The sequence below is a fragment of the Rhizobium sp. Leaf384 genome, from assembly GCF_001424065.1.
Classification (GTDB): domain Bacteria; phylum Pseudomonadota; class Alphaproteobacteria; order Rhizobiales; family Rhizobiaceae; genus Ferranicluibacter.
Window position 1 is genome coordinate 87,288 of record NZ_LMQE01000001.1, and the last position, 21,734, is coordinate 109,021.

Genomic DNA, 21,734 nt, shown 5'->3' on the forward strand with positions numbered 1-21,734 from the left:
TCGCTGCATCTGGACGTCGTGAGGTTCTATTCGAGATAGCTCGCGGGATTGACCGCCGTCGCGTTCTTGCGGACTTCGAAATGAACCTGCGGCTGTGTCGCCGTTCCGCTCATGCCGGAGGCTGCAAGCGTCTGACCGCGCTGGATCTTCTGGCCGCGCTGGACCTTCAGTTCCGAAGCATTGCCGTAGACCGTGACGGTACCATCGTCGTGGCGAACCAGGACGGCGTTTCCGAGCTCCTTCAGGCTGCTGCCGGAATAGATGACCACGCCGTTCTCGGCCGCCTTGATCGGGGTGCCCTCGGGAACGGAGATGTTGATGCCGTCGTTTCGGTTGCCTTCCACATTGGCGCCATAGCCTGCGACAACCGCGCCCCGCACCGGCCAGCGATACTTGCTGATCCCGGTGGCCTTCGGTGCGTCGGAACCGTCATCCTTGGCCGCGACCTCGTTGACCGACTGCTTGGCGACGGCCGGCGTATATTCCGTCGGCTTGGACGCATCGGCCTTCGCCTGCTCGACCTTAGCGGGCTTCTCGACCTTCGGCGCGGCAGCCTTCGGGGCGACGGAAGCGGTGGTGACCGCGTCCGTTCCGGGCTGCGCCGTGTTGCGGGCAACCGACGACGTCTTCGGCAGCTTCAGAGCCTGGCCGACGCGGATCGCGCCGCTCGTCAGGCCGTTCTCGGCGCGCAGCTGATCGACGGAAACGCCATTGGCCTTCGCGATACGGTTCAGCGAGTCGCCAGCCTTCACCGTATAGGTTCCGGCCGCGTCGCCTTCGCCGGTCATCGGCTGCTTGGTAGCCGTCGCGCCGTTGGCGAGAGACCCCTTTTCGCGGCTCTGCGTCTGTGTCGGCAGAATAGCGACGTCGCGATTCTCCGGGAGAACCGGCTTGTTCTTCTGCTTGTCAATGTCGAGGGCCGTGGCGGCCTGCGAGGCCGATGCCTTCGCGGCACTCCCCGCTGCCCCATAGGTGGGGATCAGGATACGCTGACCCGGCTCCGCGTCGGAACCGCGCTTCAGGCCGTTCGCCTTCAGGATTTCCTTCTCCGGCACGCCGAAGCGGGTGGCAAGCGAGGCTGTCGTATCGCCCTGCCGCATCAGGACGGCAGGTGCGTTGACGGTGGACCAGCCGCTCGACGGGCGAACGGTCGCCGTCGTGACCGGATCGGGCGCAGCAAGCGCCGGAACCCGGCCCTGCGAGGATGAGGCCGTCGACGGGAAAGGCTGTGCGCTCGGCCGACGCGTCGGCTCGACGGTCGGATCGGCCAGGCTCGTGCGCTGAACATTCATGGGCGTCGATGCAACCCGTGTGCGGGACACCGGCGTGGCGCTGACCGGATCCGGGTACGCCTGGCTGACAGCCGCCTGACGCGCATTGGACACGGGCGGCATGTTGCCGCTGCCGTCAATATCCCCACCTGGCACCGGAGCGCTCGGAATGGAATTGGTCGTCAGGTCGGAGCGTGAGAACAGCCCTCCGAACCGGGACGAATCCGAACTGCAGCCACTCGCCGCGCTCGCCAGGAGAACGGCCACCCCCAGACGGACGACCGATTTATGAACAGATGACGATACACTTAAACGCATGACGCTTACCTACTTGGAACGTAGCCCCGATGTAGGTTTATTAAAACGTATTAGAGTTACCGACGGGTTAAGAGCCGCTCACACTTTCTGGTTTTCGGCGAGCGTAAGTCGATTGTAACGAGGAAAATGCACAAGCAGATCAAAAGCTTTCGCGATAGAAGCGCTCGATCTCGGAATGCTCCGCACGGCTCTCGGTGACGTCCTCGTAGGACACGGATCCGGTATCCCAGCCGAACTTGTCGCCCGTGATCATCACGGCTGGAGCCTCCGTTCCCTGCTCGGAGAAAGACGGTTTCTCGCCGTCCAGAAGCACGTCGACCAGCGTCTGGAAACCCCCTGGGGCTTCGAGACCCGACTCGTCCTCGTATTCCGCAGAGCGCAGGCCTGCGACAGCGGCATCGCGCGTCCCGAAATAGCGAAGGCTGTCCTGATCGTCCGGACGCAGGTTGTCGTAATAGTCGATGAAGCCGCGATAGTAGGCCTTGTAGTCGCCGGTCTCGCCATATTTGCCAAAAGCCTGATATTCGCGTGCGGCAAGCTGCGGCGAGAGCTTGTTGTTCCACTCCTCGCGCGTCAAAGGCGGGTATTTTTCCTGGGCGCGCTTGGTGCGCGAAAGAAAGAGAAGGGTTTCCGCGGACAACGAGACACGCGACGAGGGATCGTAGCTGCCACCGATCGAAACGACGGGGGTCGTGGGCTCGCGATTTTCGACGTCGGGACGAACGGGCGAACGCGGCGCCCGCTGGCCGGCGTCGTTGGTCGCGATGATCGTCTTGCCTGCGATCTGCATGAACATGCTCCTTGCGCCTTCACGCCTCGGGAGCCTGCACCTCTGCGAAGCTCTTGAGGTCCACCATGAGGTAGATCGCGAGGCTTGCGCGAAGCTGGAGAATATTAACGCTCTGTTAATGCTTAGAGAATGGACACGGCTGACGCCTCGTCGAGAGCGCCTTACCGATTACCGGCTGAAGGGGATGAGTCTTACAGGAACGCCGCCATTTTCGGGACGATCGGAAGATACGGCGCTTCGAAGAGATCCTCACGGTCGAAGCGGCTTCCGGTCCGGGTCAGACGGACCATGCGGCACTCGGTCTCGCTCACCATGATCGGCACGAGAAGCACGCCGCCGGACACGAGGTGATCCGAAAACACACGTGGCAGGCTGTCGAAGGCGGTGGTCACGAGAATGCGGTCGAAAGTTCCCTCGCCGACCAAGCCTGCACTGCCATCGGCCTGCCGCACGATGACATTGCGAATCCCGAGCTTTTCGAGGCTTGCCTGCGCGTTCGTCACGAGCGTCTTGTAGCGCTCGTAGCTGAGAACCCGCTCAGCGATCCGTCCCATCACGGCGGCCGTGAAACCGCTGCCCGTGCCGATCTCGAGGATGCGCTGTCCGGGCTTCACGCCAAGCGCGTGCAGCGTTCGCACCGCGAAATCATACCCTTCCATGAACGAGCCGCAGTCCAGCGGCACGATACGGGGAGACAGAGCTTCCTTCTGGTAGGGCGCCGGGGCGAACTGTGTCCGCGGCGTCTCCTCGACGGCGTTGAGCAAGCCCTTGTTGGTGATGCCTTCCGCCCGCAGACGCAGGACAAGCGCGGCAAACCCTTCCTGCTCTAGAAACCGCGTTGCCATAAGCCTGCATCCCTCCCCACGTTACGCTGCCCCCTGCCCCCTGCCCGTTGCCCGTTGCCCGCCACCACACGGCGCGGGCGCTCGTGTCAGCGCGCCGCTTCGATACGCGTCAGGCCGCCCATATACGGCCGAAGTGCATCCGGCACGGTAACGGAGCCGTCCTCGTTCAGGTAGTTTTCCATGACCGCGATCATGGCACGGCCGACCGCGGTGCCCGAACCGTTCAGCGTGTGAACGAACTTCAACGCCTTGTCGTCCTTCGAGCGGTAGCGCGCGTTCATGCGCCGCCCCTGAAAATCCCCACAGACGGAGCATGAAGACACCTCGCGGAAGGTATTCTGGCCCGGAAGCCAGACTTCGAGGTCGTAGGTCTTGCGCGCACCGAACCCCATATCGCCGGTGCAGAGCGTCATGACCCGGTAATGAAGTCCGAGGCGCTTCAGCACCTCTTCGGCACAGGCCGTCATCCGCTCATGCTCGTCGATCGACGTCTCGGCATCGGTGATGGACACGAGCTCGCATTTCCAGAACTGGTGCTGGCGCAGCATGCCGCGGGTATCGCGCCCCGCCGAACCGGCTTCGGAGCGGAAGGATGGTGTCAGCGCCGTGAACCGCAGGGGCAGTTTTTCGGCCTCGATGATCTCTTCCCGTACGAGATTGGTCAGGGTCACCTCGGCGGTCGGGATGAGCCAGCGGCCGTCGGTCGTGCGGAACAGGTCTTCGGCAAATTTGGGCAGCTGGCCGGTGCCGAACATCGCGTCATCGCGCACCATCAGCGGCGAGGACACCTCGGTATAGCCATGCTCGCCCGTATGAAGGTCGATCATGAACTGGCCGAGGGCGCGCTCCAGGCGGGCGAGAGGCCCCGTCAGCACGGTGAAGCGGGAGCCCGACAATTTTGCGGCGCGCTCGAAATCCATGTAGCCCAGCGCTTCGCCGATTTCGTAATGCTCAAGCGCTCTGTGATTCCAGCCAGGACGCTCGCCGACCGTGCGGGAAACAACGTTCGCATGCTCATCGGCGCCGACCGGGACATCCTCAAGCGGTATATTCGGGAGACGGGAGAGCACGTCGTGCAGTTCGGCATCCACCGTGCGCGTCTGGTCCTCGAGCGCCGGCATCGCGGTCTTCAGTTCGGCGACCTCGGCTTTCAGACGATCAGCCAGCTCCGCGTTCTTCTGGGCCATCGCTGCCCCGATTTCCTTGGAGGCAGCATTGCGACGGGACTGCATGTCCTGAAGCGCCTGCACGAGGCCACGGCGCTTCTCGTCAAGCGCGACCAGGCTGGACGCCTGTGCGGGAGCGCCACGCTTTGCCAGTGCGGCGTCAAGCGCTTCGGGATTGTCCCGCACCCATTTGATATCGAGCATCGATCAGTCTCCGAATGTGAGAGACCCGACACCCTGCAGAAAACGCGGACGACATCGCCGACCTGCCGGCCGCGTCATTGCCGTCTCTCTTCCCGGAGGAAGGTCAATCGGTCTGGTCGTCGGCTTCCGCAAGCTCTCGCGACGCCGCATCCCTGGCGCGCTGGCGCTCGATGAGTCGGGCCGTATAGATGGAAATCTCGTAGAGAAGGATGGCCGGGATCGCAAGGCCGATCTGGGAGACGGGATCTGGCGGGGTGAGGATGGCCGCCGCGATGAACGAGATCACGATGGCATATTTCCGCTTCGCCGCCAGGGTCGCCGCCGTGACGAAGCCGACGCGCGCGAGAAGCGTCGTGATCACGGGAAGCTGGAACACCAGACCGAAGGCGAAGATCAACGACATGATCAGGCTCAGATATTCCGAGACCTTCGGCAGAAGCTGGATCGAGACTTCGCCCTGCCCGCCCTCCTGCTGCATGTTGAGGAAGAACCACATCACCATCGGTGTGAAGAAGAAATAGACCAGCGCCGCACCGAGCAGGAACAGCAGCGGCGACGCGATGAGAAAGGGCAGGAAAGCGGCGCGCTCATTCTTGTAGAGACCCGGCGCCACGAATTTGTACAGCTGCGTCGCGATCATCGGAAAGGCGATCACCAAAGCGCCGAACATGGCGACCTTGATTTGCGTGAAGAAGAATTCCTGCGGCGCGGTGTAGATCAGACCTGCCGCGCGATGATCGAGACCGGCCCAGGACACGGCCCACTTGTAGGGCTGCACGAGCACATTGAAGATCTGCTTGGCGAAGAAGAAGCAGACAAGGAATGCCACAAAGAACGCGCCGACGGCCCAGATCAGACGGGTTCGCAGCTCGATGAGGTGATCGAGAAGCGGCTGGGGCTTGTCTTCGAGATCGGCGCTCATGCCTCGTCTCCGCTCTTCGGCATGATCGGTGTTTCAGGAGCCGCATCCGCCGCGACCGCCTTTTTCCGTCGGCTGATCTTTGCGCCGATCTCGGCCACCTCGGCTTCGCCTGCGAGCGCTTGCGCGCGTTTGCGAGGCTTGGCCGGCGATCCATCGATCGCGGCCTTGGCGACCGCCTTGCGGATCGGCGCAACAGGCTTCTCCTGATTTGCCGCGCTTTCCGCACCGCCCGCGTTTTCCGCCTTGGTGACGCGCTTGCGCGGTTTCGGGCTGACGCGCGCGCCGTCGGCAAGCGGCACGGCAGCAGCGCTCGTGGCCGGCATCGTCACGTCGGCTGACGGCAAAGAGGGTGCAGGCGACGTGACAGGGATCACGGGGGCAGCCGCGACCGGCACAGGATTGCCAGGGAACGGGACGACCGGTTCCGACGCCGCGGGATGGGCAGAGGCTGCGAGGGGCGCGACGTCCGCACCCGGCGCCGACGGTTGCTCCGGCGGTGTCGCGACCGAGGCCGCAATCTCCGGCGCCGGCGGGATCTCCGACATCACAGGCGCAGCCTTCTCATCCGGCCGGGTCGCTTTCTGAAGATCCGCCTTGATGTCGTTGCCCATCTGCCGAAGCGGGTTCATCGCCTCCCGCAGGCTGTTTGCCGGATTGAGCTTCTGCGCCTCGCTCAGCGTCTTGCGCACGTCGTCGAGGTCCGCTTCACGCAGCGCCTCGTCGAACTGGTGGCGGAAGTCGGCTGCCACGCCACGCATCTTCGACATCATCTTGCCGAAGGTCCGGAGCATCGGCGGAAGGTCTTTCGGGCCAACGACGATAATCAGGACGATGGCAATGACAACAAGCTCGGTCCAGCCGACGTCAAGCATTCTCAGGAACTCCGCACATCACAAGGGGCCGCGCCGGTTTGCCGGGCACCCGAACTGCCTGATCAGCGTACTTCGTCGGATTTATGTTCGACGGTGCGCGGATCGATCGGAGCGGTCTTGTCGTAGGGGCTCTTCTCGTAGCCCGGCTTGTCGTAACCGGTCTTGTCGGCAACATCCGTCTCGTCGTCGGTCATGCCCTTCTTGAAGCTCTTGATGCCCTTGGCGACATCACCCATCAGTTCCGGGATCTTGCCGCGACCGAAGAGCAGCAGGACGACGACCAGCACGATGAGCCAGTGCCAGATGCTGAATGAACCCATACTCGTAAACTCCCTGCAAATCCGACAAACCCATCCCGGATGGCCTGCCTGCCCTGTTCCACTTGTCTCCGGGATATGGCCGGCGTTGCCGCTTGCCCAGCCCTTGGTCTTTGTCCGCCGATGCGATTCTCTTGCAGAAACGCAGTCCTGCTTTTCGAACAAAGATCTAAAGGAAACGGCGATGGCGCGCAATGCTCGCGCTGTTCAATCCGGCGCGAGCCGAGCTGCAGCACGCCCCGCTGAATGGCGGTCGATCAGGCGGGCTCGTCGCCGCTCGGCGGGAGAAGGCCGAGCTCTTCAAGGTCGAGGGCGGTGATCGGATCCTCGTCGTCGGACGGTTCGTCATCCCCCGGCGGAAGCGGTATCTGGAAGTCGGGCGGGATGCGCCCGGCAAGCAGGCCCGCACCCTTCAATTCCTCCAGTCCCGGCAGATCCCGCAGGTTCTCGAGACCGAAATGATCGAGAAAATCGCGTGTCGTCGCAAAGGTGACCGGACGCCCGGGGGTCCGGCGGCGACCGCGAAACCGAACCCAACCGGCTTCCATCAGCACGTCCAGCGTCCCCTTGGACGTCTGGACGCCGCGGATATCCTCGATTTCGGCGCGCGTCACCGGCTGGTGATAGGCAATGACGGAGAGGATCTCGAGCGCTGCCCGCGACAATTTGCGCACCTCCTGCGCGTCCGACGACAAAGCGAAAGAGAGATCCGCCGCCGTTCGGAACGCCCAATGGTCATCTACCTGAACAAGGTTGACCCCGCGGGTCGCGTAGACAGCCTTCAGACGCAGCATGATGCCGCGGACATCCGTGCCTTCCGGAAGGCGTTGCGCAAGGTAGACTTCGGAAACCGGCTGAGCGGCGGCAAAGACCAGCGCCTCGGCGATGCGTTCGAGTTCGTGGGTTCGATGAACGCCGTGGTCGTCCCGGACGAGGACGTCGTCCTCCTCGATCTCAGCCATTGCGCGCTTCCAGTTCTGCGATGTCGGCTTCGGTCATCGGATTTTCGCCCAGCCGGACATAGAGGGGCGCAAAGGCCTCTTCCTGGCGGATCTGCAGCCTGCCCTCGCGGACCATCTCGAGCGACGCCGCAAAAGCGCTGGCGATGGCGCTCACGCGCTGCCCGGGGTCTCCGACATAGCGCAGCAGGAAGTGGTCGAGCACCGTCCAGTCGGACAGGCCGCCCATCAGGCGCGCAAGAATCAGACGCGCATCCGCAAGCGACCAGACCTGACGCCGCTCGATGGTCACCTGCATGACCGCCTCGCGCTGGCGCAAGCTCGCATAGGCCTGAAGAAGATCATACAGGGACGCCTCGTAAGCGGAGGTGCGCTCGACCGGTATATGTTCGGGTGCACCGCGGGCAAAGACGTCCCGCCCGAGCCTGTTGCGATTGACCAGCCGGGTGGCGGCGTCGCGCATCGCCTCGAGCCGCTTGAGCCGAAAGGCAAGCGCAGACGCCATTTCTTCGCCGGAAGGTCCGTCATCCTTGTGCGGCTGGGGAATGAGAAGGCGGGATTTCAGGAAGGCGAGCCACGCCGCCATGACAAGATAATCGGCCGCGAGTTCCAACCGAATCGAGCGCGCGCTTTCAATGAAGGCGATATACTGTTCCGCCAGAGCGAGGACGGAGATCCGCGAGAGATCCACTTTCTGATTTCGCGCCAGATGCAGCAGGAGATCCAGCGGACCTTCGAAGCCGGCGATATCGACCACCAGCTCCGCCTCGTGAAGCGCACGCTCGTCGGCCTCCCATCGCGCCTCATCCGGGATACGACCGCGCACGCCATCGCGACCATCGCCCACGATCATTGCGGAGGCTTTCGATATCGCTTTCCGGTTCGCGAAACCTCAGACACTCGGGAACATCTCCGCGAACTCGGCGCGCAGGGCCACCTCGTCGGAAGCATCGGGCGCGCGGAAACTCGACGCCGCGATATCGGCGCGCCGGAGCGACGGACCCGACAGTTCCGGAACGACGCGAGAGACGGCCTGCATCTCCTCCATGATACCGTGGCAGTGAAGAACCAGATCGAGGCCCGCCTCGATGATGCCCCTCGCCCGCGTCTCCATGTCGCCCGCGAGCGCGTTCATCGACACGTCATCGGACATCAGCAGCCCGTCAAACCCGATATGCCCCCTGATGACCTCATCGACCACCTTTCGCGACGTCGTTGCGGGCCGATCGGGATGGATGGCCGTGAAGACGATATGCGCCGACATGGCCATGACCTCGGATTTCAGCGCGACGAACGGCACGAAATCGCTGATGGCCAGTTCCTCGAAGCTCCGATCCACCACGGGAAGTTTGTGATGCGAATCGACGAGCGCGCGACCGTGGCCCGGCATGTGCTTCATGACAGGCAACATTCCGCCAGCCTTCAGCCCTTCCGCAGCGGCCGCTCCGAGCGCGGCAACGGCCTGCGGATCGCGCGAATAGGCCCGATTGCCGATCGCCTCGCTCATACCGTCGGCCGCCACGTCGAGCACCGGCAGGCAGTCCACGTTGATCCCGTAGCGCATGAGATCGAAGGCATGCAGCCGGGACATCAGCCAGGCAGCCCGCAGCCCCTTGGCCGGATCGGTGTGAAACAGAGCGCCGATGGCCGCCGCATTCGGATAGGCTCCGGCGAGCGGCGGGCGGATACGCTGGACGCGGCCGCCTTCCTGGTCGATCAGCACGAACGCTTGGGGATTGTCGATGCTGTCGCGCAGACTCGCGACGAGATCGGAAATCTGCGCGGCTTCGCCGATATTGCGCCCGAAGAGGATGAAGCCCCACGGGCGTTCATCCGCGAAAAACGATTTCTCATCAGCCGTCAGCGCGAGGCCCTTGCAGCCCGAGATGAATGCTTTCGATCCGCTCATGGCGTTTCCTCATGCTTTTCTGTTCGACATCCACGGATGGTTTAAGGACGGATCGGGCCTCAGAGCAAGGAGATTGCGAGACCAGCCGCACACTCCCTCCAAACGACAAAGGGCGCAGCCTCGGCCGCGCCCTTCAAACGTGTCTGTCTTCGCCTATCGTGTGACCAGGCAGCTTCCGCCGGCGCTCTTCAGGCGGGAGCAAAGCGCGTTTGCCTCGTCCCGGCTGCCGGCGGGGATGCGGACGCGATAGTACGTTCCCTTTCCGGCGATGTCGGCTTTCTTGATATCGACACCGCGGCCTGCGATCACGCTTCCGAACTTGCCGGACAGGCTCTTGTAGGACTTCTGCGCTTCGGCTTCCGACGGGAGGGAGGCGACCTGAACGACATAGCTGCCAGGTGCGATCGACGCGGTCTGAACCGGCGACGTGTCGGCCGGTGCGCTCGCCGCACCGCTGGCTGCTGCGCTCGCCGGCGTCGTCGACGTCGCGAACGTATCGACAGGCTTGCGTGTTGCCTTGGCAGTCTCGACCGGCTTCGTCACAGGACGGGCTTCGGGAAGCGGCTGCGCCTTGGCGGTCTGGGCCGAAACGTTCGACACCGTCGCGTCGGCTGCGGCAGCGAGCGCGCCGACTTCGTCCTGCGCGGGCGTCGCCAGGGCTGCCGTGTTCGCCGTGGGCGTGCCGGCTTTCACGGTCTTGCCCGTGGGGGCAGCCGCCGCAACGACGGGTGCTTCTTCCGGTGCGGTTTCTTCGCGGGCGACAAGCGTTCCATCGGGGCGCACGATCATCGTGCGGACCTTGCGCGGCGCAACGGCGGGCACAGCATCCTCGGCTGCTGCCGTGGCCTGGGCGTCGCCATCTTCCGGCATCAGACGATCCGCGCCTTCGTCGTCGGCGGGCATGCCGTCCAGGCCGTTTGCGCCTTCGAGCGGCAGGCTCTCCGGGGTCAACGTCCGCTGGACAACGTCGATGGGTTCTTCGGTCGAGGAGACCAGGGTCCCCTGCTGGGGCGCCTCTTCCTGCGCACCGGCAACCCGGTCGTAGACGGCCTTGTCCTGATTGGGCACGGTCTTGCCGCCCTTCTCAAGAGGAACCATCTTGGTCGGAGCCTTGTCGGCAAGGATGATCTGGGGCTCGGAGCTCGCAAAGGTCGCACCGACACTGCCCATCATCGTATAGGCGCCGACGCCACCGGCGATCAGCACGATGGCGGCAGCACCGGCGAGGAGGAAGAGCTTGCTGCGCGGACGCACGTCGTTGTCGTTCCCGTGGGCCGGCTCGTACGAACGATCGCCCTGCCCGATGACCTCCTGGCGCTGGCTGATCGAACGCCGGAAGTCTTCTTCCATCGCCCGTTCGAAATCGGCAAATTCTTCGTGCGAGGACCGTGCCGGGGCGGCAGCGCCCGCGACGCCTGCCGCAACGGCCGTTGCGACGTCGCTGTTTCCGCGTTCCGATTCCTGGCGACCGGCGCTGAAGATCTGTGCCATTTCGGCATCGATATCCAGATCGTAGTCACCGGCATCGAGCTGGAGATTCTGCTCTTCGATCACGGGGAGCTGGGGCACGTCGATGTCGCCGGTTGCCGTCACGCCGTAATCGGCTTCGGCAATCATCGAGGGATCGAAGGGCAGTTCGGCTTCGGTGAACGCTTCGACCGGCTCCTCGATCGGAGCAACCTCGTCCGCCGCCATATCCAGCTCAATGTCGATATCGGATAAATCGATCTCGAAATCATCGAAGTTGAAATCCGGCTCGGGCTCTGCAGCAACGGCGGGCGCAGGCTGGACAAAGGGTGCCGCGATCGGAGCGGCAACGACGGCGGCAGCGGCTACGGGAGCCTGCGCCTGCATGACGGGCTCGACCTTGGACGGCGCAACAGCCATCGTGGGAGCCGCAGCCGGCAGGACCGGAGCGGCGGGAGCCACGACAGGGGCCGGCGGCAGGGGTGTCGCAAAGGTGCGATTGGCCCCGCTGCTGAGAGCCACCGGCGTCGCGCGGCTGAAGTTCGGCGTGAAGGGGAAGTTGTTTTTCCGTGCCGCCTCGGCAGCGACAGCAGGACGAGCCGGCGCATGCGGAACGGCGAACTGCTCGACGGTCTGCAGCAGGGCATCCACGTGGGGGCGGACGGGTTGGCGAACCGGCTCGACCGGCATTGGGGGTGCAACGACCGGCTGCGGCGAAGAACCCAGCGACATTTCGAGTTCATCGCCCAGGTCGATCGCGGGCTCGGAACGGCGCACCGCGGAATATCCCGGTTCGGAATTATGATGCGCAACCGGCTCGGGCTGCATCTCGAAGGTGGGCTCGACAGGGCGCGGCTGCGGCTGCACCGGCTGCGGCGCGCGAACCGGCGGCTGAACGGCGACGGGCTCCACGACAGGGGGCATCTGCACGACGGGCGGCATGTGCACGACGGGCTCTGGCGTCGCGACATCGGGCACGACGGGCGTATCGTACGCCTCGAACTCCCGCATCAGCTCTTCTTCGAGATCAACGATCGGGTCGTAGCGAACCGCTTCCCGATGACGCTCCAGCTCCTGAAGCTGCTGCAGGGCGGGACGATTGTCGTAGCCGACAATGCGGGCCAGCTCGCTCAACGGATCTTCATCCGGAAACGAGTTCGGGTCCACATCCGCGCTTCGTGCCAACTGTTTGTCTGCCATTCGCTCCACTCACAAATACTGGGCCGGTCGTGCCAGTCCAATATGGGGAAATGGTGACATGCTATCGCATCTCGTTCGGGGCATCCGTGCCTGTAATATCAAGGCCGGACCTCAGAACGGAGGCAACCGCATGCACCAGTCCTAGTCTGGCAAGGCTCAATTCTCTACTTTTATCGTTAATAAAGCGTAAGCCCGGAAAATCTTTGCCCTTGTTCCAATGCCCATGGAACGCGCTGGCCAGATCATAAAGATAAAATGCGATGCGGTGCGGCTCCTGCGCCAGTGCCGCCGATTCGACGATACGGGGATACTCTGCCAGTTTTGCGATCAACTGCAACTCGCTGGGATCCGCTATGTGGGTGCCCAGCGCCTCGGCAAAATCGACGGCCGCAAGGTCGAGATCCGGAAAGGCCTCGGCAGCCTGGCGGAAGATCGAACGGCAGCGCGCATGCGCATACTGCACGTAGAAGACCGGATTGTCCTTCGACTGCTCGGTGACCTTGGCGAAGTCGAAATCCAGAGGCTCCGAGTTCTTCCGGTAGATCATCATGAACCGCACGGAGTCGCGGCCGACTTCATCCACGACGTCGCGCAGGGTGACGAAATCGCCGGACCGCTTCGACATCTTCACAGGCTCGCCGTTGCGGTAGAGCTTGACGAGCTGGCAGAGAAGCACGGTCAGCTTGACCGAGCCGCCCGACACCGCCCGTGCCAGGGCTTCCAACCGCTTCACATAGCCGCCATGGTCGGCGCCCAGCACATAGATCATCTCGTCGAAGGAGCGATCGAACTTGTCCTTGAAGTAGGCGACGTCGGCGGCGAAATAGGTGTAGGAGCCGTCCGACTTGATCAGCGGACGGTCGATGTCATCTCCGACATCCGTCGAGCGGAACAGCGTCTGCTCGCGATCTTCCCAGTCTTCCGGCACCTGCCCTTTTGGCGGCGGCAAGCTTCCCTTGTAGACGTGGCCCTTGAAGGTGAGATCGTTGATCGCCGAGCGGATCCGCTGCGCACCGTCGGCGTGAAGCGTCCGTTCCGAAAAGAAGATGTCGTGGTGCACGTTGAGTGCGGCCAGATCCTCGCGGATCATCGCCATCATCGCAGCGATGGTCCGTTCCTTCACAAGCGGCATCCAGCGGTCTTCGGGCATGCCGAGAAGGCTCTCGCCGAATTCCTGCGCCAGTGCCTGCCCGACCGGAACGAGGTAGTCGCCAGGGTAAAGACCAGCGGGGATCTCGCCGATCGCTTCACCGAGCGCTTCGCGATAGCGCAGCATGGCAGACTTCGCCAACACATCGATCTGCGAACCCGCGTCGTTGATGTAGTATTCCTTCGTCACGGTCCAGCCGGCAAAGGCGAGCAGGTTCGCCAAGGTGTCGCCAACCACGGCGCCACGGCAGTGCCCGACATGCATCGGACCTGTGGGGTTCGCCGAGACATACTCTACATTGACCTTTCGCCCGGCACCGACCGTGCTGCGGCCATAGTCGTTCCCCGCCTTGACGATCGCGGCCAGGAGACGCTGCCAGTAGCCGACGGAGAGGCGCAGATTGATGAAGCCAGGCCCGGCAACCGAAACCTCGGCAATATCGGCGTCCTGCCGCAGCGCGGCAGCAATCGCGTCGGCCAGCCCGCGCGGGTTCGTGCCGAGCGGCTTGGCCAGCACCATGGCCGCATTGGTCGCAACATCGCCATGGCTCGGATCCCGCGGCGTTTCCACCGCCACGCGCGAGACATCAACCTTCGAACCATTTTCCTTAACGACATCAATCGTTTCAAGGACTTTTTTCACTCTGGCTTCAAGGTCGGCGTAAATGTTCATGATATCCATCGTCAGAGAGGGCGCGCCTCTTCAGGCCGCGGTCCGCATCAGGGGCCCGGCTCTCGGCGTACCGGGATGCGCGATCGGGCGGGTGGGTCGCGCTCTAGCGCAAATCCGGAGTGTGGTCAAACAAGCGCCGATGCGTCGAAATCGCGTAGGTATCGGTCATTCCGGCTATGTAATCCGCCACGTGGCGCGCCTTGGCAGGCTCTGCGAGACCGGCAATCTGATCTGTCCAGTGGTGCTTCTGCATCTCGCGCGGTTCGGCCATGAAGGCGTGATAAAGATCGACCACGATCCGGGCCGCGTTCTCCCGGACCCGCATGACATCGGCATGCCGGTAGATCCGGGTCATGAGCATGCGCTTGATCTGCCGGTCGGTCTCTCCCATCGCGGGCGAGAACGTCGCGACGACGCGCCCTGCCATGCGGATATCGGTCGCGCTCTCCGGGCGAAGCTCACGCAGGTTTGTCTGCGCCACACCGATCACGTCCTCGACCATGGCCGTGATCTGGCGGCGCATGATTTCGTGCGTGAACCGTGCAGCCTCGAGGTTTGGGTACTTCTCCCGCACCTCCCGCATGAGGCCTGCAAGAAACGGGATTTCCTCCAGCATGTCGAAGGTGAGATAGCCCGAGCGCAGGCCATCATCGATGTCGTGCGTGTTGTAGGCGATATCGTCGGCGATCGCCGCGACCTGCGCCTCAAGGCTTGCAAACGTTCCCAGTTCCAGATCATGCAGGGCACAATAGTCGAGGATGGGCTGGGGAACGACGGGGTGCCGCGGATCGGCGGACGGGCCGGTCAGGGGTCCGTTGTGCTTGACCAGGCCCTCGAGGCTTTCCCATGTCAGATTGAGCCCATCGAACTCGGCATAGCGACGCTCGAGCTTGGTGACGATGCGAAGCGACTGCGCATTGTGGTCGAAACCACCATAGGCCGCGAGCACTTCCTGGAGCGCGTCTTCGCCCGTGTGGCCGAATGGCGTATGGCCAAAGTCATGCACAAGCGCCACGCCCTCCGCCAGGTCCTCGTCGAGGCGCATGGCGCGGGCGAGCGCGCGGGCGATCTGGGCTACCTCGATCGTGTGCGTCAGCCGGGTGCGGTAATGGTCGCCATCGGCTGCGATGAAGACCTGCGTCTTGTGCTTCAGGCGCCGAAAGGCCGTGGTGTGGACGATGCGGTCGCGGTCGCGCTGAAAGTCCGAACGGGTGGTGCTCGTCCCTTCGGGGTAAAGCCGTCCCCGGCTGGTCCATGGATCGGACGCAAAAACGGCCCGCTGGCCCGTGCCGAAACCCAGTGCATCCTTATCCAAAGCCATTTGCATGCAGCATCCCATTGACGCGGTTTTAAAGCCTTCATACCTATAGTCTTGCCCGCATGAAAGCGCGGACTGCCGCCTTCCGCCATGATCCGTTGTGAATCATGCGTTTGGTAGCTGCAGCGCAGACCATGGATACGGATTCCTTCGTAAGTTACGACAAACTCTCCGGATCTTGACCCCGGCAGGAGACACGACATGACCGACGCCACCGTAACGCTGTCCGATTCTGCAGCAAAGCGCATCGCTACGATCCTCAAGGCGGACAGTGACAAGCACGCCATGCGCGTCTCCGTCGAAGGCGGCGGCTGCTCTGGATTTTCCTACAAGTTCGACCTGGTCGACGACGGCTCGGACGACGACCTGGTTCTCGAAAAAGGAGATGCCAAGGTGCTGATCGACAGCCTGTCGCTCGTCTATATGGAAGGCTCCGAGATCGACTTCGTTGACAATCTCCTCGGACAATCCTTCCAGATCCGCAATCCGAACGCCGTTGCCAGTTGCGGCTGCGGGACCAGCTTCTCGATCTGACGTCCGCTGTGCCCGGATCTGAGAATCTGGGTACGAAACCACTCTGAAGTCAATGATTTGTAACGATCAGGCAGCTGAAAGATGGTGACCTAGAGATAGGGTGACCCCAGCCAGAGGACCCGGTCGAGCAATCGCGTCACCAACGGTCGTGCCCGAAGCCCCGTCAGGGTCACCTCATTCGACGCGCTGCGGATGTCTTCGAAACGCCGCTCGAGATCGGCTGCGAAACTGGCGTCAAGCACTTCGAGGTCGATCTCGAAGTTCAGCCGAAGCGATCGGGGATCGATGTTCGAGGATCCGATATAGGACCATCGTCCGTCGATGGTCAGCAGCTTGGAATGGTTGAACGCGCCTTGTGCCCGCCACACGCGGCAGCCGCCTTTCAGCACCTGGTCGAACTGCGCGGTCATGGCGCGATCGACAAGCGTGAGGTTGTTGACGGCGGGCACCACGATATCGACGCGGACGCCCCGCAGCGCGGCCGTCACCAGCGCGCTCACCAGTTCGCGGTCCGGCAGGAAATAGGGCGACATGATCCGGATGCTTCGGCGGGCAACCGAAATCGCGCCCATGATCATCTTGTGGTTGGCTTCGTTCGCGCGGTCCGGGCCCGTGGGTATGACCCGCATGATCATCGGGGCCTTGCGCTCGCTGTCGGGCGGCGGGGTGATGCCCCAGGCTTCGCCCTCCAGGATCTCGGCATTGGCAAACTGCCAGTCCTCGCAGGCGACATGCAGGAGATCGGCGACGACCGGACCGCGAACCTCGAAATGCGTATCGTGGGCCTCCTCGCCTTTTGCAAATTCGGCGGTGAAGCCCGCACGGATGTTCATGCCGCCGGTAAAGACCACGCTGCCATCGACCACGAGGATCTTGCGGTGCGTTCGCAGATTGGCATAGGGAAGCCGCAGGCCCATGACGATATTGCCGTTGAAGGTGCGCGTGGTGACGCCGCCCTTTCTGAGGTAGCCGACGATGCTGGGGACGGAATAGCGCGCGCCAACCGCGTCGATCAGCACACGTACCGCGATGCCGCGCTGCACCGCGGCGATCAGAGCATCGGCGAAGCGCAGGCCGACCGGATCCCGGTCGAAAATGTACGTCTCCAGCAGGATGGACCGCTGCGCGCCGGCAATGGCGTCCAGCATACGCGCATAGGCGCTGTCGCCCCCTTCCAGCATGACGATCCGATTGCCGGCCGACATGTGGTGGCGGCTGACCTTGTCGCCAAGAATCTTGAGCGAGCAGAAGCGCTGGCCGAAACGCTCGGCGACCAGGGTGTCGGTGACATCGAAGCGCTGGAGCGCATCGGCCGTCCTGTCCTTCAGGAGCGAACGCTGAAGGCCGATGGAACTGCGCCGGATCCGATTGATTCCCGCGACGGCGTAAATGATGGCACCAAGGACGGGGGACAGGACAATGACACCCACCCAGCCGAGCGCTGCGCGCACCTCGTCCTTCGTCATGGTCGCGTGGATCGCAGCGGGAACCCCGAGGAGAACAGAGAGCACGGCGAAAATGTGCGGCCAGTATGTGGCGAGCGTCTGGATCATGCTCCGGACTCACTCCTTCTCTTCGACGATCGGTGACGTGACGTGCTGACTTAGCGCAACCGGAAGCAAAGGTGTATCGCCGTTGGCGGATTCCCGCTGGCGCCACCTCGAGCTCAGCAAGCTTGCCTGTCTGATCGCATTGGGGCGCCTGCGCCTGCGCCGTGCCTCGCGCCTGCAAGCATCGCGGCGGCCAATGGTCTCACGCTGCGTTTGTCAACGCGCCCGGCGCGCATTAAGACAGCGTTGCAGCTACGCAGGAGAGAGAGACCATGAAGATCGCGACCTGGAACATCAACGGCGTCAGGGCCCGGATCGATGCGCTCCTTGCCTGGCTGCAGGAATCCCGACCCGACATTGCCTGCCTGCAGGAGATCAAGACCGTGGACGAAGGGTTTCCCAGGGCAGAGATCGAGGCGCTTGGCTACCACGTCTTCACCCATGGCCAGAAAGGCTTCAACGGGGTCGCCCTGTTGTCCCGCATCAAGCCGGACGAGGTCACGAACGGGCTTGCGGGCGACGACGAGGATCTGCAGTCCCGCTTCATCGAGGGCGTCTTTTCGGTGACCGGGGGCGTGATCCGGGTCTGCTCGCTCTATCTCCCGAACGGCAATCCGCCGGAGACCGAAAAATACACCTACAAGCTGGCCTGGATGGAGCGGCTCCAGGCCTTCGCCGCAGCGCGGCTGATGCTGGAAGAACCGCTGATTCTGGCCGGCGACTTCAATGTGATCCCCGAACCGCACGACTGCTGGGATCCGGGCATGTGGCAGAACGACGCGCTCTTTCTGCCGCGGACGCGGGCTGCCTTTCGGCGTCTGGAGCAGCTAGGCCTCACCGATGCGGTGCGGGCAACGACCGACGCGGCGTCACTCTACTCTTTCTGGGACTATCAGGCCGGCGCCTGGCCGAAGAACCACGGCATTCGTATCGATCACCTGATGCTGTCGCCCGAAGCAACCGATCTCCTGATATCGACCGACATCGAGAAGCACGTGCGCGCCTGGGAGAAACCTTCGGACCATGTGCCGGTGATCGCGCATTTCGACGTCAAGCCGATCGAGGTCGCCGCCGCGTAGGGCGCCATTCGGCCACCAGCCCGCACAGGAAGCCGTCTCGGCGCAACAGTAGGGAGAGAAGAGGCAAGCCGCACGGCTCGCGTTGGAGCGGCCGCTAGTCCGCTTCGCCGGTCCGAATGGTGTGGGACATGTTGATCGCAACCCGGCGGTCGGATTCGGTGGCCAGCGAGAAGGCCTGCTCCTGCATCGGCTGCAGCCACTGGCGATCCTTGGGCGAACACTGATCGAGAGCCGCCGTCATGTAGGCGAGGCCACGCACCGTCTGACCTTCCTGGAAGATGACATTTCCGAAGACGCCCATGGCCCCGGCATGCCCTTTCTTGCGGGCGCGGTTCAACCACTTCTTGGCCTGCTGGACGTTCACACTACCGCCGTCGCCCGAGAGCAGCATCTTTGCCAGCTGGAACTGCGCTTCCGCGACGCCGAAGGTCGAGGCGGCCTGAAAATAGAGCTGGCGTGCCTGGGCAAGATCGGCGGCAACGGGCGTGTCCGGAATTCCACGGCGGTAATAGCCGGCAAGCGAGATCAGCGCGTTGGCAAAATATCCGGTATCCTGCGAACCCGGCTCGACGCCGTTTTCGGCGATCTCGCTGTAGATCTTGAAGGCTTCGAGGTCATTTTCCGTGACACCGTCACCATCGGCATACATGTTGGCCAAGGCCCAGCGGGAGGCCGTATGCCCCTTCTCGGCGGCGTAGCGATAGGCCTCGACGGCCTCGTCCTTGCGACCGTTCTTGTAGGCGGAGAAACCAAACTTGAACAGGGCGAAAGGACCGGACTCCTTGGTCACGCCAGCATTGGGGTCAAAGGCGCGAACCGCACCGCAAGACGCTCCAAGCGCTGCCGCCAAACTCAATACCACCAACGTCAACGACCTGCATTCGCGTAGCATATTCGTCAAAATCTTCCGTTCAACCCGGCTCGCCTTATGTTCGATCCGGCGCTTCCCCACTCGCTGCATGCCTTGTCGGGATGTCGCGGCGACCCCTCGCCCGCCATCCCCCGTCGCAGCCGTTAAGGCCGCTGTCATCTTGCTTACCGGAGCCAAGCTAGCGTCGATTTTCGGCGACACTGCGGCCCTTCTTTGTTCCCTGCCGGATCCCCGGTTCCCGCACCGGTTCCAACCGTCCGTCATCTCGAAGTTCGTCATGTAACACTATGAAACATCACTACTTCGTTTCCACCGCTGAAAAAACGTTCCCCATGTCGCAGACGTGAGCGTCGGGTCGCGGCGTCCGGTCGCAGGGAGATCGATGCTCCCCGTTTGTGGCGGGAAATAGACTGAAACAGGGGCCTGCCGCCGCCGTCAGACCATTCACTTGGCGTGTTGCGGAATCGTCACAAATCGCCGGGTCGGATCGTGTTTTGCGCGCCCGGCTTGCTCGCGGCTCAGCCGCCGGCCGTTGACCGACCGAACCAGCGAAGGTGCCCGGCATCCCACCGAACGCAAAACGCCCGACTGTGAAGCCGGGCGTTCTTGGAGGCGATGGCACCAGAGATCAGAAGCGGACTTTGAGCGACGTCGAAACGGCGGTTACGACATCGTTGCCGTAATCGTAGCGCACGTTGTTGCCGAAGGGGACGCCGTCGATCGTGGTCGAACGGGACGACCCGCTGGTCAGGATGCCGACGGCACCGGCCAGACGGAATTCGACGTTCTCGACCGGCTTGTAGGCAACGCCGGTTCCCAGCGTCCAGGTATCGCTCTGCGTATTGATCACCGTGCTGGTGCCGCGATCCCAGGTCAGGCTGACGGCGCCGCTCCACTGATCGTTGAACTTGTGTCCCACGCCTGCGGTCACCGTCAGGCCGTCGCGGTACAGAAGATCAAGACTGGTGCAGGGCGTAAGGGGGCTGAGGGTCGCCGGGCAGAACTTGACCGACTGCAGAACGCTCCAATCGGTCCACTTGACCGAGCCGAAGGCCAGCCAGTCGGGCGCGATGCCGGTCTGGATCTTGTATTCCAGCGATTGCGGGACGGAGGCCTCGCCGGTGACTGCATACTTGCCGAAGGTTATCGGGCTTGCCGGTCCACCCGGTCCGGGAACCGTGACCTGGCTGAGGTCGATCGTCCCCTCGATATCATCGTACTTGACCTCGCTGTTATAGACCAGGCTCGTCAGGAACGCGTATTCCGGGATTTCGTAGGCCAGGCCGACGCGTCCGCCCCAGCCGTTGTCTTCCAGGTCAAGGCGCCCGATGCCGTTGCCCGTGCCGTAGAAGTTCGGCGCAACCAGACGCTCCTTGTAGCCTTCCACTTCCTGATAGAAGCCGCCGGCGATGACGCGAACCTTGCCCGGACCCATGGCCCATTTGTAGGAGCAGGTGACGGCATAGTTGTCGGTCTTGATCTTGGTTTTCGTGTTGTCGTTGGCGCCGATCCAGTTGCGACCCGGATTGATGTCAGCGCCGAAAGGCTGCGAGTAGTCGGCCATGCAGTCGATGCCGCTATCGCCCAGCGCGGCTTTCACGCCGACGCGGGGAACCCAGTAGCTTTCCGTGTCGCGCACCGATGTCGAGCCGCCCCCAAGCCCGTTGGCGCCGAGGCCGTTGGCAGCATTGGTGTCCTGACCGTTCTTGAGATCGCGCTGCGGGTTGACGTAGGTCGTCGTGGCTTCAAGAGCATAGGCAGAGGGGTCAAACAGGAGATCGATGTTGTAACCGCCGCGCTCCAGGCCACCCGCCTGAGCGGACGTCGCCGTCATCGCGGCGAGCACTGCCGTGGCGATGACCGACCGTGTAAAAATGAAACTCATGTAACCTCCCACTCTCGCGACGACACGCCCTCGGATGCCGCCTTATTGAACATGAGGATATGCGAATACAAACCGAATGCAATTCCCAGAAATTGATGGTCACATCTGGTTGCGTGCAAAAATTGACGTAAGAATTTCGTCTGCACGTCAGAAAACGGACGATTTGGAATTTTTTTTCTACGAAATGCCCTGATCGCGACAATCGGGGCAGGAATTTGCTTTCGGGCCCGATGTGTCACCGCCTTGCCACAACCTGCCCTTTTTCGGACATGTTCCTCTCTCGCATTGCAACAACGCGCCGTCGCCGCGCGTTTCATCGAGTTTTCTCGAGCGATGGATACCCGTTCCAAACCGTTCGAATCGCCCGCGTGATCGGATCGCATTTTCCTGGCGCGGTCTTCCGATGAAAAAAGGGCTGCAGCCATGCTGCAACCC

General features: G+C 63.0%; 19 protein-coding genes. 2 read left to right on the top strand and 17 right to left on the bottom strand.

The features are described 5' to 3' along the window. Positions 1-26 precede the first annotated feature (26 nt). The 13 genes from ASG25_RS00460 to ASG25_RS00520 all read right to left on the bottom strand — a co-directional run bounded on the left by ASG25_RS00460 (position 27) and on the right by ASG25_RS00520 (position 15,383). On the bottom strand, positions 27-1,589 hold the full coding sequence (locus ASG25_RS00460) for a peptidoglycan DD-metalloendopeptidase family protein (protein ID WP_062468054.1): 1,563 nt from the start codon (positions 1,587-1,589) through the stop codon (positions 27-29). 139 nt (positions 1,590-1,728) lie between these two features. After that, positions 1,729-2,379: a hypothetical protein gene (locus ASG25_RS00465; protein ID WP_062471775.1), complete on the bottom strand. Its 651-nt coding sequence runs from the start codon at positions 2,377-2,379 to the stop codon at positions 1,729-1,731. A 191-nt stretch (positions 2,380-2,570) separates the two neighbouring features. Next, positions 2,571-3,224 (bottom strand): protein-L-isoaspartate(D-aspartate) O-methyltransferase, encoded by a 654-nt coding sequence (locus tag ASG25_RS00470; RefSeq protein ID WP_062468056.1) that lies wholly within the window; start codon positions 3,222-3,224, stop codon positions 2,571-2,573. 86 nt (positions 3,225-3,310) lie between these two features. Then, positions 3,311-4,594 carry a serine--tRNA ligase gene (gene serS / locus ASG25_RS00475; RefSeq protein WP_062468058.1) on the bottom strand — a complete coding sequence of 428 codons (1,284 nt, stop codon included), beginning with the start codon at positions 4,592-4,594 and terminating at the stop codon, positions 3,311-3,313. 103 nt (positions 4,595-4,697) lie between these two features. Next, on the bottom strand, positions 4,698-5,516 hold the full coding sequence (tatC, locus tag ASG25_RS00480) for a twin-arginine translocase subunit TatC (protein ID WP_062468061.1): 819 nt from the start codon (positions 5,514-5,516) through the stop codon (positions 4,698-4,700). Continuing rightward, complete coding sequence (gene tatB, locus ASG25_RS21965) at positions 5,513-6,388, bottom strand: Sec-independent protein translocase protein TatB (RefSeq protein WP_082479785.1); 876 nt, start codon at positions 6,386-6,388, stop codon at positions 5,513-5,515. Before tatB ends, tatC begins: the two co-directional genes overlap by 4 nt. Positions 6,389-6,450: 62 nt before the next feature. Next, positions 6,451-6,708 carry a twin-arginine translocase TatA/TatE family subunit gene (locus ASG25_RS00490; protein ID WP_062468063.1) on the bottom strand — a complete coding sequence of 86 codons (258 nt, stop codon included), beginning with the start codon at positions 6,706-6,708 and terminating at the stop codon, positions 6,451-6,453. 254 nt (positions 6,709-6,962) lie between these two features. Then, entirely contained in the window at positions 6,963-7,667 is a 705-nt protein-coding gene (gene scpB, locus ASG25_RS00495; RefSeq protein WP_062468065.1) for an SMC-Scp complex subunit ScpB, read from the bottom strand. Continuing rightward, entirely contained in the window at positions 7,660-8,517 is an 858-nt protein-coding gene (locus ASG25_RS00500) for a ScpA family protein (RefSeq protein ID WP_062468067.1), read from the bottom strand. The genes scpB and ASG25_RS00500 overlap by 8 nt, the downstream gene beginning before the upstream one ends. Before the next feature lie 39 nt (positions 8,518-8,556). After that, on the bottom strand, positions 8,557-9,573 hold the full coding sequence (gene nagZ, locus ASG25_RS00505) for a beta-N-acetylhexosaminidase (protein ID WP_062468069.1): 1,017 nt from the start codon (positions 9,571-9,573) through the stop codon (positions 8,557-8,559). Positions 9,574-9,726: 153 nt separating this feature from the next. After that, positions 9,727-12,240, bottom strand: a complete 2,514-nt coding sequence (locus ASG25_RS00510; RefSeq protein WP_062468070.1) for an SPOR domain-containing protein — start codon at positions 12,238-12,240, stop codon at positions 9,727-9,729. Between the two features lie 61 nt (positions 12,241-12,301). Beyond that, positions 12,302-14,062 carry an arginine--tRNA ligase gene (gene argS, locus ASG25_RS00515; RefSeq protein WP_062471777.1) on the bottom strand — a complete coding sequence of 587 codons (1,761 nt, stop codon included), beginning with the start codon at positions 14,060-14,062 and terminating at the stop codon, positions 12,302-12,304. Between the two features lie 103 nt (positions 14,063-14,165). Continuing rightward, complete coding sequence (locus ASG25_RS00520; RefSeq protein WP_062471780.1) at positions 14,166-15,383, bottom strand: deoxyguanosinetriphosphate triphosphohydrolase; 1,218 nt, start codon at positions 15,381-15,383, stop codon at positions 14,166-14,168. A gap of 198 nt (positions 15,384-15,581) precedes the next feature. Here ASG25_RS00520 and erpA point away from each other — a divergent pair, with 198 nt between their 5' ends. Further along, positions 15,582-15,914: an iron-sulfur cluster insertion protein ErpA gene (erpA, locus tag ASG25_RS00525; protein WP_062468072.1), complete on the top strand. Its 333-nt coding sequence runs from the start codon at positions 15,582-15,584 to the stop codon at positions 15,912-15,914. A gap of 89 nt (positions 15,915-16,003) precedes the next feature. Here erpA and ASG25_RS00530 read toward each other — a convergent pair whose 3' ends face one another. Then, complete coding sequence (locus tag ASG25_RS00530) at positions 16,004-17,467, bottom strand: phospholipase D-like domain-containing protein (protein ID WP_062468074.1); 1,464 nt, start codon at positions 17,465-17,467, stop codon at positions 16,004-16,006. A gap of 269 nt (positions 17,468-17,736) precedes the next feature. Here ASG25_RS00530 and xth point away from each other — a divergent pair, with 269 nt between their 5' ends. Beyond that, positions 17,737-18,543 (top strand): exodeoxyribonuclease III, encoded by an 807-nt coding sequence (gene xth / locus ASG25_RS00535; RefSeq protein WP_062468076.1) that lies wholly within the window; start codon positions 17,737-17,739, stop codon positions 18,541-18,543. 94 nt (positions 18,544-18,637) lie between these two features. On the opposite strand, the gene exoR is transcribed toward xth, so the two are convergent. The 3 genes from exoR to ASG25_RS22465 form a co-directional block, all read right to left on the bottom strand. Beyond that, entirely contained in the window at positions 18,638-19,435 is a 798-nt protein-coding gene (gene exoR, locus ASG25_RS00540; protein WP_062468078.1) for an exopolysaccharide production regulator ExoR, read from the bottom strand. 607 nt (positions 19,436-20,042) lie between these two features. Further along, on the bottom strand, positions 20,043-21,299 hold the full coding sequence (locus ASG25_RS00545) for an OmpP1/FadL family transporter (RefSeq protein ID WP_062468080.1): 1,257 nt from the start codon (positions 21,297-21,299) through the stop codon (positions 20,043-20,045). Then, positions 21,296-21,724, bottom strand: coding sequence for a hypothetical protein (locus ASG25_RS22465; RefSeq protein WP_156379904.1), 429 nt, complete (start codon positions 21,722-21,724; stop codon positions 21,296-21,298). The genes ASG25_RS00545 and ASG25_RS22465 overlap by 4 nt, the downstream gene beginning before the upstream one ends. Positions 21,725-21,734: the final 10 nt, after the last annotated feature.

What these genes read in the sequence shown, in the direction of transcription:
- ASG25_RS00460 (WP_062468054.1), bottom strand. Translation starts at nt 1,589, where the DNA reads ATGCGTTTAAGTGTATCGTCATCTGTTCATAAATCGGTCGTCCGTCTG.
- ASG25_RS00490 (WP_062468063.1), bottom strand. Translation starts at nt 6,708, where the DNA reads ATGGGTTCATTCAGCATCTGGCACTGGCTCATCGTGCTGGTCGTCGTC.
- ASG25_RS00545 (WP_062468080.1), bottom strand. Translation starts at nt 21,299, where the DNA reads ATGAGTTTCATTTTTACACGGTCGGTCATCGCCACGGCAGTGCTCGCC.
- scpB (WP_062468065.1), bottom strand. Translation starts at nt 7,667, where the DNA reads ATGGCTGAGATCGAGGAGGACGACGTCCTCGTCCGGGACGACCACGGC.
- tatC (WP_062468061.1), bottom strand. Translation starts at nt 5,516, where the DNA reads ATGAGCGCCGATCTCGAAGACAAGCCCCAGCCGCTTCTCGATCACCTC.
- ASG25_RS00500 (WP_062468067.1), bottom strand. Translation starts at nt 8,517, where the DNA reads ATGATCGTGGGCGATGGTCGCGATGGCGTGCGCGGTCGTATCCCGGAT.
- nagZ (WP_062468069.1), bottom strand. Translation starts at nt 9,573, where the DNA reads ATGAGCGGATCGAAAGCATTCATCTCGGGCTGCAAGGGCCTCGCGCTG.
- ASG25_RS22465 (WP_156379904.1), bottom strand. Translation starts at nt 21,724, where the DNA reads ATGGCTGCAGCCCTTTTTTCATCGGAAGACCGCGCCAGGAAAATGCGA.
- erpA (WP_062468072.1), top strand. Translation starts at nt 15,582, where the DNA reads ATGACCGACGCCACCGTAACGCTGTCCGATTCTGCAGCAAAGCGCATC.
- tatB (WP_082479785.1), bottom strand. Translation starts at nt 6,388, where the DNA reads ATGCTTGACGTCGGCTGGACCGAGCTTGTTGTCATTGCCATCGTCCTG.
- ASG25_RS00470 (WP_062468056.1), bottom strand. Translation starts at nt 3,224, where the DNA reads ATGGCAACGCGGTTTCTAGAGCAGGAAGGGTTTGCCGCGCTTGTCCTG.
- exoR (WP_062468078.1), bottom strand. Translation starts at nt 19,435, where the DNA reads ATGCTACGCGAATGCAGGTCGTTGACGTTGGTGGTATTGAGTTTGGCG.
- argS (WP_062471777.1), bottom strand. Translation starts at nt 14,062, where the DNA reads ATGAACATTTACGCCGACCTTGAAGCCAGAGTGAAAAAAGTCCTTGAA.
- serS (WP_062468058.1), bottom strand. Translation starts at nt 4,594, where the DNA reads ATGCTCGATATCAAATGGGTGCGGGACAATCCCGAAGCGCTTGACGCC.
- ASG25_RS00510 (WP_062468070.1), bottom strand. Translation starts at nt 12,240, where the DNA reads ATGGCAGACAAACAGTTGGCACGAAGCGCGGATGTGGACCCGAACTCG.
- ASG25_RS00520 (WP_062471780.1), bottom strand. Translation starts at nt 15,383, where the DNA reads ATGGCTTTGGATAAGGATGCACTGGGTTTCGGCACGGGCCAGCGGGCC.
- xth (WP_062468076.1), top strand. Translation starts at nt 17,737, where the DNA reads ATGAAGATCGCGACCTGGAACATCAACGGCGTCAGGGCCCGGATCGAT.
- ASG25_RS00530 (WP_062468074.1), bottom strand. Translation starts at nt 17,467, where the DNA reads ATGATCCAGACGCTCGCCACATACTGGCCGCACATTTTCGCCGTGCTC.
- ASG25_RS00465 (WP_062471775.1), bottom strand. Translation starts at nt 2,379, where the DNA reads ATGCAGATCGCAGGCAAGACGATCATCGCGACCAACGACGCCGGCCAG.